The sequence below is a fragment of the Dactylosporangium sp. NPDC005572 genome (assembly GCF_040605515.1).
Classification (GTDB): Bacteria; Actinomycetota; Actinomycetes; order Mycobacteriales; family Micromonosporaceae; genus Dactylosporangium.
The window spans coordinates 52,408-64,343 of sequence record NZ_JBEXCY010000028.1; the positions used below are offsets into that span (position 1 = coordinate 52,408).

An 11,936-nucleotide genomic window follows, 5' to 3' on the forward strand; every position below is an offset into this window, starting at 1 on the left:
CCGCGACTGGGACGATCCGACGAGTGATGCGTGCTCGCCGCCTGATGCTGTCCGCCCTGGTCGCCCTGAGCGTGGCCGTACCGCTGGCCGCGGCCGCGCTCAGCCGTGCCACGGCGGCCGGCGCGAGCACATCGCTGCCGAGCGGCTTCAGCGAACAGGTCGTCTTCGCCGGGCTCGACCATCCGACGAAGGTCGTCTTCGCCCCGGACGGACGGGTCTTCGTGGCCGAGAAGAAGGGCGTTGTCAAGGTCTTCGACGGCGTCTCCGACCCCAGCCCGGACGTCTTCGCGGACCTGACGACCAACGTCTACAGCTACGAGGATCTGGGCCTGCTCGGCCTCGCGGTACCGCCGGACTTCCCGGCGAACCCGAACGTGTACGTGAGCTACTCGTACGACGCGCCGGTCGGCGGGGTCGCGCCGGTCTACAACGACCGCTGTGCGACGCCCAGCCAGGGATGCGTCGCCAGCGGCCGGGTGTCCCGGCTGAGCGGCGGCGTGGAGCACGTGCTGCTCAACGACTGGTGCGTGCAGTTCGAGTCGCACCACATGGGCGACGTCCAGATCGGGCCGGACGGCGCGCTCTACGTGACCGGCGGCGAGGGAGCGACGGCGTCGTACACCGACTGGGGACAGACGGGCAGCCCCGCCAACCCGTGCGGCGACCCGCCCGGCGGCACCGGTGGCGCGATGAGCCCGCCGAGCGCGGAGGGCGGCGCGCTGCGCGCCCAGGACCTGCGCACGCCGAACGACCCGACCGGCCTCAGCGGCACCCTGATCCGGGTCGACCCGCTCACCGGCGCCGCGAGGCCCGGCAACCCGCTCTACTCGACGGGTTCCGACGCGAACGCGCGCCGCATCGTGGCGATGGGGCTGCGCAACCCGTTCCGCTGGACGTTCCGCCCAGGCACGACCGAGGCCTGGATCGCCGACTCCGGTTGGCGCAACTGGGAGGAGATCAACCGGCTGCCCAACCCGGTCGCGCCGGCACCGACGAACTTCGGCTGGCCGTGCTACGAGGGCAGCCGCCAGCAGCCCGGGTTCAACAACGCCGACCTGAGCCTGTGCGAGAGCCTGTACAGCGCCGGTACCGCCACGCCCCCGCAGGTGGAGTACGCGCACGTCGACAAGGTCGCCGGCAGCGCCGACCCGTGCCCGTCCGGCGGCTCCGCGCCGACGGGTCTGGCGTTCTACCCGGCCAGCGGCGGCAGCTTCCCCGCACAGTACGCGGGCGCCATGTTCTTCGCCGACTACGCCCGGCAATGCATCTACGCCAGCCTGCCCGGCGCCGGCATGGTGGCGTTCGCGCCCGGCGTCGCCACCCCGGTCGACCTCGCCGTCGGTCCCGGCGGCGACCTGTACTACGTCGACCTGCTCGGCGGCACCGTCCGCCGGATCCGGTACAGCAGCGGCAACCAGCCGCCGGTGGCCGCCGCCGCGGCGACCCCGACCGCCGGCCCGCCGCCGCTGGCCGTCAGCTTCAGCGCGGCCGGCACGAGAGACCCGGACGCGGGGGACATCCTCACCTACCAATGGGACTTCACCGGCGACGGCACCTTCGACGCGACCGGCGCGACGGCGAGCTACACCTACGGCGCGGCCGGCACGTACACCGCACGGCTGCGGGTCACCGACGCGGGTGGGCTCTCAGACACCGCGACGGTCCAGATCCGGGCCGGCACCGCCGCGCCGACCCCGGTCATCGACACGCCCGTCGCCGGCACGCGGTGGGCCACCGGGCAGACCCTGACCTTCACCGGTCACGCCACCGATCCGCAGGACGGGAACCTGCCGGCGAGCAGCCTGCGCTGGGATCTGCTGCTGCAGCACTGCTCCGCCGCCGACAACTGCCACACGCACGCGCTGCAGAGCTGGGCCGGTGCGGCGTCGGGCTCGTTCATCGGTGCCGACCACGAGTACCCGTCGTACCTGGAGCTCCGGCTCACCGCCACCGACAGCGGAGGCCTCAGCGGTACCACCACGCTGCGCCTCGACCCGAAGACGGTGGACCTGTCGTTCGCCACGAATCCGCCGGGCCTCCAGCTCACCGTCGGCCCGTCGAGCGGCGCCACCCCGTTCACCCGCACGGTGATCCAGGGCTCGACGGTCACCGTCTCCGCACCGGCCACGCAGTCGACGTACACCTTCGGCTCCTGGTCGCAGGGCGGGAGCGCGACGCAGGTGATCACCGCGCCGGCGACGCCCACCACGTACACCGCGTCCTACCCGACCACCACCACCACGTCGACCGGCGGCTACACCGTCGCGACGCAGGCGCGTCCGTTCGTCAGCGCCGGCACGATCCTGCCGCTCGCCGGCGATGACGCCGTGACCCGGATCGCGCTGCCGACGCCCGTGAAGCTGTACGGGCAGACGTACACCAGCGCGTGGGTGGACACCAACGGCGTCGTCAGCTTCACCGACCCGGGCAGATCCAACGCCGCCAACACCGCGCTGTCACCGGCGCCGAGCGCCGCCGTGTATCCGTTCTGGGACGATCTGGTGGTCGACGCGCAGGCGTCGGTGAGGACGGCTGTGGTCGACGGCCGGGTCGTCATCGAGTGGCGCAACGTCCACATCTACGGCAACACGTCGCGGCGGCTCACGTTCGAGGTGATCCTCTCCGGCGACGGCGGCGTGGTGACGAACTACGCCGAGCTCGACAACGACGCCGAGCGGGGTGCCGGTGCGACCGTCGGCATCGGGGGAGCGCAACAGTCGTACAACGCGCCCGCGATGCGCTCGGGGCAGGCGGTCGTCTACACCCCGTCGTCGTCGCCCCCACCGCCACCGCCGCCACCACCGGCTTCCGGTGGGTACACGGTGTCGACGGCCGCGGCGCCCTTCGTCACCGCCGGCAATGTCGTGCCCCTGTCCGGTGACGACAACATCCAGCAGGTCACCCTGCCCGCGCCGGTGCAGCTGTACGGGCAGACGTACACCACCGCGTGGATCGACACCAACGGCATGCTCAGCTTCGTCAACCCGGGCATCGCGTACGTCGAGCACAGCGCGCTGCCGACAACGGCGCAACCCAACGCCGCGGTGTACCCGTGCTGGCAGGACCTGGTGGTCGACGCGCAGGCGTCCGTGCGGATGGGTCAGGCCGCCGGCGGGGTGGTCGTCGAGTGGCGCAACGTTCGCCCGTACGGCAACAACAGCCGGCGGCTGTCGTTCTCCGTGGTGTTCGCCCCCGACGGGCGGATCACGCTGTACTACGACTCGCTCGACAACGACGTCGAACGCGGCAGCAACGCCACGGTCGGCGTGGAGAACGCGTCCGGCACGGCGGCGACCCAGTTCTCGTACAACCAGCCGCGCCTCGCCACCGGCACGGCGGTGGTCTTCACCCCGGCCAGCTCCGCGCCCAGCGGGTGACCGTATCGCCGGGCTCACCGCCGGTCATTCCTTCAGTGCCGGGATCGTGATTGATGCTGTGGCGGGGGTTGTCGTCCAGCCGCCGCAACGGCTCGTCGCCCATGCCCACCTGCACGATTCGATGCGAGAGGCTCCTGGGCTCCTGGGGCATCCATCGACCCGGCTTGCCCCAGGCTGGGACACTGGGCCGCGAGCGGGACGGGGGCGGCATGGCGACGATGACCGGACAATGGCGGGCCACGGACTGGATCACCGCCGGCGTGCGGCTGGTGGTGCTCCTCGTCCTCCTCGCGGGGGGTGGCAGCGTCGTTCTCGCCGCCTTCCCGGACGTGCGATCCGAGCAGGATCTCGTCGCCGACCTCGACGCCGGTCGCGTGACCTATCTGGAGTACCAGCGCGATTTCGACGAGGTCCGCTGGTCCGTCGACGGGTGGCGCTGGCACCAGACGACGCTCGCACCGCACCCGCCCACGACCAACATGTCGGCGGCCGACCCCAACCTCCAGTGGCTGCAGCAGCGGATCGAGGCGTCCGGAGCCGACGTCACGCTGAACGTCCGCGAAGCCCGGCAGCGGGAGTGGTGGCCTGGCCGCGTGACGTGGTCGCCGCTGCAGGCGCTCACCGTCGTGGCTTGGATCGGCACGTTCGCGCTCATGCTCGCCACGTCCCGCCACCGGTACGGCAACCGCTGGGCCTGGTTCTGGCTGTTCACCGTCGGCCAGCTCGGCGCGCCGCTGTACCTGCTGCTGGAGACCCGCCCGCTGTGGCGCGACCGCGCCTGGTCCGACCGCACTCCGGCGAACCCGGTCAGCGGCGGCGTCGGCTGCCTGTGGTCGATTCTCCTGCCGATCGCCGCCTCCCTCGTGCTGTTCGCGGTCGTCGCGGCTGTGTGACCCGGCACGGACCGCCGGACGGGGTCACCCGGGCGGGAGGCGAGCCGCGCGGACCAGGAGCAGGGGATGCGTCAGTCCATGGTCAGTCCGCCGTTGACCGGCGCGGTCGTGCCCGTGATGAATCCGCTGTCGTCGCCGGCGTAGAAGGTGACGGCCCTGGCCACGTCGTCGGGGGAGGCGATGCGGCCCAGCGCCGTCTGGGCCGCCATGCGCTGCTGCTGTTCCTGATCGAGGGCGGCGTGGAGGAGACCACTCACCGGCCCCGGGGCCACCACGTTGACGGTGATCCCGCGAGGCCCCAGCTCCTGCGCCACAAAGCGGGCAAACGAGCTCAAGGCCGCCTTCGCGGTTCCGAGCGCGATCATTCCCGCATTCGGCCGCCGGCTCAACACGGCGCCGAGGTAGACGATCCGTCCGTAGCCGCGCGAGATCATGCCGGGGACAACGGCCTTCGTCACCAGGAAGGCCGCTCGCACTTCCTGCTCCACCTTGCCGGCCAGTTCGTCGACCGAGATCTCCTCGAACGACTTGACGGCGTACGGGATCAAGGCGTTGTGGATCAGGACCTCCACCTCGCCCATGGCGGCCCGGACCTGCTCGACCATGCCGAGCACGGCGTCCCCGTCGCGCACGTCGGCCTGCACGGCCATCGCCCGGCCGCCGGCGGAGCGGATCGACGCGACCACGTCGTCCGCCTTGTCGCGGCTGCTGTGGTAGTTGACCACGACCTGCATCCCCTGCGATGCCAGCGACCGGGCCACGGCTGCGCCGATTCCCCTGCTCGCACCCGTGATGAGGGCGACCCTGCCGCCCTGCTGAACGTTCGTCATGCCGGCCTCCCGGGGGAGTTTGGACCTGCGCGGCGCAGCGGGGACGGTCGCGCTGCGGCAGAGCGCGAGCGGCAGTTCTGCGATGAGCAGCCACGCCAGGACGCCGCGCGTGATGACGCTGAGTAGCTGACTGCGGTGCCCGGCAATCGTCCGAGTAAACCTGGTTCACTGCGGCGCCGGGTCTGGAACGAAGATGCCATGGTCGGCACCGGGAAATACGACGACCTGGTGATCGGTGTGCCCGGACCTGGCGATTCGGCGCTAGCGGTCGGTGGCAGGTGCAGGTCACCGACGAGGTGATCGCCGTTGTGGCGGAAGGACATTTCTCGACGTGTAGGCGCGAACAACACCCGCGAACCATATACGGCGCGGCTATTGACATCCGTCTGTTCGGACCAGTTGAATCGATCGCACAGGATGCGATCGAGCCCAGCCGGTAGTGGAGCCTCTCTCGAGCCCGGCAACCAGGTCGCCAGGGTGCTCAGCACCCGAGGCGGGGCAGATCCCGAACCTCCTCGGAGTCTCACCTGTGTTCTCCGCACTGCGCCTCAGTGGCGTCCTCGTCATGGCGGCCATGGCCGTCATCAGCTTCGGCATCGGGCCCGCCGATGCCGCCACCTACACCCTGCCGCCGGTCAACGCGAAGTTCGACTACCAGATCGGCAGCCCGTACACGCCTCCGTCCGGGGTTCAGGTCGTCAGCCGCGACCGGACGGCGACTCCCGCTGCGGGGCTGTACAACATCTGCTACGTCAATGCGTTCCAGACTCAGCCGGACGAGATCTCGTGGTGGCAGGCGAACCACGACGACCTGCTGTTGAAGGACGCCAGTGGCGAGTATGTCGTCGACGGCGACTGGGGCGAGAATCTGCTCGACGTCTCCACCGCGGCCAAACGCAACGCCGTCGCGGCGATCGTCAACGGCTGGATCGACGGCTGTGCCGCCAGGGGCTTCAAGGCCGTGGAGCCGGACAACATCGACTCCTACGAGCGTTCGGACGGCCTGCTGACCAAGGCCAACGCGATCGCCTACCTGAAGCTGCTGGCTCCGCACGCCCACGACAAAGGCCTGGCGATCGCCCAGAAGAACACCACGGACCTGGGTACCGCGGGCAAGAACGCCGGCCTGGACTTCGCCGTCGCGGAGGAGTGCGGCCGCTACAACGAATGCGGCGACTACACGGCGGTGTACGGCAACAACGTGATCGACATCGAATACACCAGAAACGCCTTCACCAAGGCGTGCAACAGCAAGGGCTCGTCGATCTCGATCGTGCTGCGCGACGTCCTGGTCACGGCGCCGGGCAGCGGCACGTACAAGTACGACGCCTGCTGATTCGCAGGGGCGGCGCCGGCCAGCGCCGGCGCCGCCCACACGCAGTCACAAGGTCACGTCTCAGCAGGTTACGTGGAACAAACCCACCGCAGTGCCCTTCGTCCTGTTCCAGACGCCGATCACTTTGGGTGTTGGCAGCAGCACGATCCGGACGTTCCTTCGTTTCAGGTAGTGCGCCGCCTCGGGCGAGAGTTCCACGTTTCCGTTCTGGCCGCTGCCTACGATCAAGCGGTCGGCGCCGGTTGCCTGCTTGTACACGTATCTGGCCTCTTGCCGGGAGATCGTGTGCGAGGTGCCGTAGACGGCGCTGGAGAGCTTCTTCTTCCGCTTCTTCACGTGCCCGTCGGGCCGGATGATGACGTCGTGTTCAAAGACGGTTCCATTGACCGTGATCGAACCAAACGACGTCCCGTCGATGTGAGGTCTCATCGTTCACCTCCGGGGGCCGCGCGGCTCGCCTGCAGGTCCTAGCGTACGTCGGCCCCGTACGCCGTCGACGGACGCATAGTCCCGCCGGCCTCTGCGGCCCCGCGAACGGTCCGGCCCGCGCGGGCCTGCACACGAACACGCCCGCCCGGAGCGGGTGCGGCACCAGGTTGACGACGCTGGCGTCAGGGGTGCTCGGTCTGCTGGCGACCTGCCTGACCGCCCTGCTGACGTGCTGCACGGATTTGCGGGAGCAACCGATTGATCCGCTTGTTCATGTCGTTATCTTCGGAAAGCGCGGACCGTAACGCGTTGAACGCGCTCTTCTCACCTCGGCTGTCCAGGTTGTCGAGGAAGATCGCGAACCTCTTCGCCACCTGCTCAGCGGTCTCGTTTGCAGCCTTGCCCGCCTGTTGCTTCGCCGAGTCGAAGCCGGCGGCGTACGCAATCACGGTCGCGACAACACCGACGACGACCAGTATCCCGATCACGCCACTTGTGTCCATGCCCGAACGCTATTGGGTACGGGCCCGGAGCGGCACCGGCAGACGCCGATTGCTGGTGGCCCGATCGGACGTTGCCGTTGCTCGCCGGCGACGTTATGCGGCCTTCCCTCGCTGCGTCGCCGGTCGGCGACCGCAGCAGCACGGGCCGCGGCCACGGCGGGGTCGGCCTGGAGCGCCGCATGGGCGGCCTAGGCTGTGCCGATGACATCCGAGCCGACCCGGTTGGCGCAGAAGGTGGCCGACGCCGTCGCTGAGCTCGCCGCCTGTCTCGCCACCGACGTCCGGATCGACCCTGGGCGTGTCATCGCCCCGTTGATGGCGTCGATGGGGCGCCTGCACAACATCGCCGGTGATCTCGGCCGCACAGCGGTGTCCGTGGATGAGGAGGCCGCGGCGGCGGCGCAGCGGGCGGGCGAGCACTTCCTGCGGGCGCGGGGGGAGCTCGGTCGGGCGATGGCCCGGCTGCCGCTGGAATCGCCGCGGGGCACCCTCTACGGGCGGCCACGGCAACCTGACGGCGTCGACTGAAGCGCTTGCCGCCTGGTTCGCGATCCGGTGGGGGCCCAGCCCGTGGTCGCTGCTCAGACCCGAAGCGGCGCGCGGGAAAGCGCGGCGACGCCCTCCTCGAAGCTGACCGTCGCGGTGAAGCCGAGCTCCCGGCGGGCCCGTTCGGGTGAGGCGACCACGTGCCGCACGTCGCCGGCACGGAACTCGCCGGTCACCACCGGCGGCGGACCGCCACAGGCCGTCGCGAGCGTCGCGGCCAGCTCACCCACCGTGTGTGGCCGGCCGGAGGCGACGTTGTACGCCCGGAACCCGACGGGTGGCCCGCCGGTGGCGTCGAGAGCGGCCGCGTTCGCCATCGCCACGTCGTGGACGTGGATGAAGTCGCGCCGCTGTCCGCCGTCCTCGAAGACTCGCGGCGCCACGCCGTGCTCCAGCGCGGAGCGGAAGATCGCCGCCACTCCGCTGTACGGGGTGTCGCGGGGCATCCGTGGCCCGTACACGTTGTGGTAGCGCAGCGCTACCGCGTTCGCCCCGACCGTAGCTGCCCAGGCCGCGGTCAGGTGCTCCTGGGCCACCTTGGTCGCCGCGTAGACGCTGCGCGGCTCCAGTGGTGCGTCCTCGTCGACGAGTCCCGGGAGCAGCGGCGCGGCGCAGCGCGGGCAGGTCGGCTCGAACCGGCCGGCGGCCAGGTCGTCCACCGCACGCGGGGCCGGCCGGACCGCGCCGTGCGCCGGGCAGGCGTAGGTCCCCTCGCCGTAGACCACCATCGAGCTGGCCAGCACCAGCCGCCGCAGGCCGGCACGGGCCATCCCGGCAAGCAGCACCGCGGTACCCAGGTCGTTGCAGCCGACGTATTCCGGCACGTCGGCCATGTCCGTGCCCATGCCGACCATCGCGGCCTGGTGCACCACCACGTCGACCCCGCGCAGGGCGGCGGCCACCGCCCCGGGGTCGCGGACGTCGCCACGTACCAGTGGTACATCCACATCGGACGCTGCGTCGTGGGGGCCGCGATGCGCTGCCGGGTGCAGCACGTCGAACGCCACCACGTCGTGCCCGGCCGCCGTCAGCAGCGCCACCACGGGTGCACCGATGAACCCGGCACCGCCGGTGACCAGTACCCGCATCCGCCGATCCTTCCCCCGTGGGGCGGTTGCGCGAGCAGCCGCCCACCGCGACTCTATCCGCCGAAGTATCCGTAGCGTCCTCGGTTCGCCGAACCGAGGACCGGCCTGCCGCGGCGTCGGATACCGTCCGATGGTGACGGACATTGTGTTGCCATGTCTCAACGAGGCGCCCGCGCTGCCGTGGCTGCTGTCACGCGTGCCCGCCGGATACCGGCCGATCGTCGCCGACAACGGCTCCACCGACGGCTCACCCGAGGTCGCCACCGCCCACGGCGCCACCGTCGTGCACGTGCCGCAGCGCGGCTTCGGCGCGGCCGCGCACGCCGGCCTGCTGGCCGCCACCGCCGACATCGTGTGCTTCTGCGACGCCGACGGTTCGTTCGACCCGCAACAACTGCCCCGGGTGACCGACCCGATCCGCGCCGGCGCCGCCGACCTGGTGCTCGGCCGGCGCCGCCCGACGACCCGCCGGGCCTGGCCGCTGCACGCCCGGCTCGCCAACGCCCTGCTCGCCCTGCGGCTGCGCCGCGGGATCGGCGTCCCGCTGCACGATCTCGGCCCGATGCGCGCCGCCCGCCGCGCTGACCTGCTCGGCCTGAGCCTGCGCGACCGGCGTTCCGGCTACCCCCTCGAAATGGTGATCGCGGCGGCTCGGGCCGGGTGGCGCATCGTCGAGACCGACGTCGACTACGCCCCCCGCGCGGCCGGAACCCGATCCAAGGTCACCGGTACCGTGCGGGGCACCGCCCAGGCCATCCGCGACATGGCCAAGGTCCTGTCCGCGTGAACATCCAACTCCTGCTGTTCGCCAAGGCACCGGTGCCCGGGCGGGTCAAGACCCGGCTCTGCCCACCCGCCACGGACCGGCAGGCGGCCGCGATCGCTGCGGCCGCACTGGCCGACACCATCGACGTCCTCGACGCCAGCCCCGCGATCCGCCACACCATCGTGCTCAGCGGGCAGTACCCGGCGCCGGCCGGCTGGCATACCGTGGCCCAGCGCGGCACCGGCCTCGCGCAGCGGCTGGTCCACGCCTACGCCGACACCGCCCTGCCCGACACCGCAGCACTGCTGCTCGGCATGGACACCCCACAGCTGACCCCCGCGTTGCTGGCAACCGCAGTGCAGGCACTCCACGACGGCGCCGACGCCGTGCTCGGACCCGCCTACGACGGTGGCTGGTGGACCCTGGGACTGCACGACCCGGCGCACGCCGCCGTGCTGCGCGGCGTGCCGATGTCCACGGCCGACACCGGCCGGCACACGCTCGCCGCGCTGGCCGGGCGGGGCCTCACCGTCACCATGCTGCCCGCGCTGCGCGACGTGGACACGGCCGGCGACGCCCGTACCGTCGCCACGCAGTGCCCCGACGGCCGCTTCGCCGCGGCCGTACGCGCCAACCTGCCGACGCACGACCTGGCTACGCCACCGCCAGGACGCGGCCCGCGGTGACGGTCCCCCAGCCGCCCGCCCCACCCGGCACGGCCCCCGACAACGGGCGGGCAACCCCACACGGCCGATGGCGCCGGCCGATCGGACGCGGACTCGCCGCCGCCGGCGCCGTCGCGACCGGGGCGGCCCTCGCCGTGCTCGTCGCCCAGCCCGATGCGGTCGCGCCGCGCCTCACCGGCCCGGCCCGGGCGGTCGTGTTCGTCGGCACCGCCTGGCTGGTCTTCGCCGTCGGGGGATGGCAGGTACGCCGGCTCCCGGTCCGCACGGCGACGGTGCTCATCGTGCTCGGCGGCACCGTGCTGCCGTTGGCGGCCGGAAGCGCGCCGCCCCGCAGCAGCGACGACATGTACCGCTACATCTGGGACGGCCGGGTGCAGAGCACTGGCATCGACCCGTACAGGTACGTCCCGGCCGCGCCCGAGCTGGTCGACCAGCGCGACGACTTCCTGTGGCCCGTGCGTGCGAGCTGGTGCGTACCGGCGGACGCCGTCGACCCCGACCACGGCCGTCCGCTCGCCCCGGGCTGCACGCTGATCAACCGGCCGACCGTGCACACGGTCTACCCGCCGGCCGCGCAGGCGATCTTCGCGGCGGTGTACCTCGGCTGGCCGAGCGGCCGGGAGGCGCCACTGCAGCGGACGATGGCGGGGTTCGCGCTGGCCACCACGATCCTGCTGCTGATCGGGCTGCGGGTCATGCGGGCGGATCCCCGGCTGGCGGTGTTGTGGGCGTGGTGCCCCACGGTCGCGCTGGAAGCAGGCAACAACGCCCACGTCGACGTCGCCGCGGCGTTCCTCACCGGCCTGGCGCTGCTCGTCCTCGCCCGGGCGGGCACCCGCCGCGCCGGCATCCTCGGCGGCGTCCTGCTCGGGCTCGCCGTCGCCACCAAGCTCACCCCGCTGCTGGTCACCCCCGCCGTGCTGCGCCGACGCCCGGTCCTCGTCGCCACGGCCGTTGCCGGCACGGTCGCCCTGGTCTACCTGCCCCACGTCCTCGCCGTCGGCACCCAGGTGGTCGGCTACATCCCGGGGTACCTCAACGAAGAGGGCTACGCCAGCGGGGGCCGGTTCGCCCTGCTCACGCTGTTCATGCCGACGGCCTGGGCCGCGCCGGTCGCGGTCGCCGTCCTTGCCGCGGTGGCGCTGCGCGCGGGACGCACCGCCGAACCGGACCAGCCGTGGCTGGCCGCCACCACCGTGACCGGCACGGCGCTCATCATCGCCGCGCCCACCTACCCGTGGTACGCGCTGCTGCTCATACTGCTTGTCGCCCTCGGCGGCCGGACCGAGTGGCTGGCCGTCGCGGCAGCCGCCTACCTCGCCCAGTACGGTCCCAACCTGCACCTCACCACGGAATCCGCACAGCGAATCGGCTATGCCGCCGCCGTGGTCACCGTCGTCACCGTCGCCGTGCTGCGTCGACGCCGGACGCCGTCCGGGCCGCACCCACTCAGCGTCGATCCGTGAGCGGCGGCCCCTCAGG

The 11,936-nt window shown here is 71.8% G+C and carries 11 protein-coding genes; 7 read left to right on the forward strand and 4 right to left on the reverse strand.

The window, feature by feature from the left end; all coding sequences use genetic code 11:
• Positions 1 to 26: 26 nt before the first annotated feature.
• Both ABZS66_RS16835 and ABZS66_RS16840 read left to right on the forward strand, forming a co-directional pair.
• Positions 27 to 3,377 carry a PQQ-dependent sugar dehydrogenase gene (locus tag ABZS66_RS16835; RefSeq protein WP_354758433.1) on the forward strand — a complete coding sequence of 1,117 codons (3,351 nt, stop codon included), beginning with the start codon at positions 27 to 29 and terminating at the stop codon, positions 3,375 to 3,377.
• A 209-nt stretch (positions 3,378 to 3,586) separates the two neighbouring features.
• A complete protein-coding gene (locus tag ABZS66_RS16840; RefSeq protein ID WP_354758435.1) occupies positions 3,587 to 4,270 on the forward strand; it encodes a hypothetical protein in 684 nt (227 codons plus the stop codon).
• A gap of 71 nt (positions 4,271 to 4,341) precedes the next feature.
• On the opposite strand, the gene ABZS66_RS16845 is transcribed toward ABZS66_RS16840, so the two are convergent.
• Positions 4,342 to 5,100: an SDR family oxidoreductase gene (locus ABZS66_RS16845; protein ID WP_354758437.1), complete on the reverse strand. Its 759-nt coding sequence runs from the start codon at positions 5,098 to 5,100 to the stop codon at positions 4,342 to 4,344.
• Between the two features lie 565 nt (positions 5,101 to 5,665).
• Between ABZS66_RS16845 and ABZS66_RS16850 the strand changes: the two genes are divergently transcribed.
• The gene (locus ABZS66_RS16850; protein WP_354758500.1) at positions 5,666 to 6,436 is read left to right on the forward strand and encodes an endo alpha-1,4 polygalactosaminidase; all 771 of its coding nucleotides are present in this window, start codon (positions 5,666 to 5,668) and stop codon (positions 6,434 to 6,436) included.
• A 60-nt stretch (positions 6,437 to 6,496) separates the two neighbouring features.
• On the opposite strand, the gene ABZS66_RS16855 is transcribed toward ABZS66_RS16850, so the two are convergent.
• Positions 6,497 to 6,865 (reverse strand): MTH938/NDUFAF3 family protein, encoded by a 369-nt coding sequence (locus ABZS66_RS16855; RefSeq protein ID WP_354758439.1) that lies wholly within the window; start codon positions 6,863 to 6,865, stop codon positions 6,497 to 6,499.
• Positions 6,866 to 7,047: 182 nt separating this feature from the next.
• Positions 7,048 to 7,368, reverse strand: a complete 321-nt coding sequence (locus ABZS66_RS16860) for a hypothetical protein (protein ID WP_354758441.1) — start codon at positions 7,366 to 7,368, stop codon at positions 7,048 to 7,050.
• Positions 7,369 to 7,569: 201 nt separating this feature from the next.
• Here ABZS66_RS16860 and ABZS66_RS16865 point away from each other — a divergent pair, with 201 nt between their 5' ends.
• Positions 7,570 to 7,896 (forward strand): hypothetical protein, encoded by a 327-nt coding sequence (locus ABZS66_RS16865; protein ID WP_238009874.1) that lies wholly within the window; start codon positions 7,570 to 7,572, stop codon positions 7,894 to 7,896.
• 53 nt (positions 7,897 to 7,949) lie between these two features.
• Here the strand turns inward: ABZS66_RS16865 and ABZS66_RS16870 are convergent, their stop codons facing one another.
• On the reverse strand, positions 7,950 to 9,002 hold the full coding sequence (locus ABZS66_RS16870) for an NAD-dependent epimerase/dehydratase family protein (RefSeq protein WP_354758443.1): 1,053 nt from the start codon (positions 9,000 to 9,002) through the stop codon (positions 7,950 to 7,952).
• A gap of 133 nt (positions 9,003 to 9,135) precedes the next feature.
• On the opposite strand from ABZS66_RS16870, the gene ABZS66_RS16875 reads away from it, so the two are divergent.
• From ABZS66_RS16875 to ABZS66_RS16885, 3 genes are read left to right on the forward strand one after another with little or no spacing between them, the layout of a single operon-like run.
• Positions 9,136 to 9,789, forward strand: coding sequence for a glycosyltransferase (locus tag ABZS66_RS16875; RefSeq protein ID WP_354758445.1), 654 nt, complete (start codon positions 9,136 to 9,138; stop codon positions 9,787 to 9,789).
• Complete coding sequence (locus ABZS66_RS16880) at positions 9,786 to 10,454, forward strand: DUF2064 domain-containing protein (RefSeq protein ID WP_354758447.1); 669 nt, start codon at positions 9,786 to 9,788, stop codon at positions 10,452 to 10,454. Before ABZS66_RS16875 ends, ABZS66_RS16880 begins: the two co-directional genes overlap by 4 nt.
• The gene (locus ABZS66_RS16885; RefSeq protein ID WP_354758449.1) at positions 10,451 to 11,920 is read left to right on the forward strand and encodes a glycosyltransferase 87 family protein; all 1,470 of its coding nucleotides are present in this window, start codon (positions 10,451 to 10,453) and stop codon (positions 11,918 to 11,920) included. Before ABZS66_RS16880 ends, ABZS66_RS16885 begins: the two co-directional genes overlap by 4 nt.
• The last annotated feature ends 16 nt before the right edge of the window (positions 11,921 to 11,936 follow it).

Coding starts and splice junctions, on each gene's coding strand:
- ABZS66_RS16840 (WP_354758435.1), top strand. CDS start 3,587: ATGGCGACGATGACCGGACAATGGCGGGCCACGGACTGGATCACCGCC.
- ABZS66_RS16860 (WP_354758441.1), bottom strand. CDS start 7,368: ATGGACACAAGTGGCGTGATCGGGATACTGGTCGTCGTCGGTGTTGTC.
- ABZS66_RS16870 (WP_354758443.1), bottom strand. CDS start 9,002: ATGCGGGTACTGGTCACCGGCGGTGCCGGGTTCATCGGTGCACCCGTG.
- ABZS66_RS16835 (WP_354758433.1), top strand. CDS start 27: ATGCGTGCTCGCCGCCTGATGCTGTCCGCCCTGGTCGCCCTGAGCGTG.
- ABZS66_RS16855 (WP_354758439.1), bottom strand. CDS start 6,865: ATGAGACCTCACATCGACGGGACGTCGTTTGGTTCGATCACGGTCAAT.
- ABZS66_RS16845 (WP_354758437.1), bottom strand. CDS start 5,100: ATGACGAACGTTCAGCAGGGCGGCAGGGTCGCCCTCATCACGGGTGCG.
- ABZS66_RS16865 (WP_238009874.1), top strand. CDS start 7,570: ATGACATCCGAGCCGACCCGGTTGGCGCAGAAGGTGGCCGACGCCGTC.
- ABZS66_RS16850 (WP_354758500.1), top strand. CDS start 5,666: ATGGCGGCCATGGCCGTCATCAGCTTCGGCATCGGGCCCGCCGATGCC.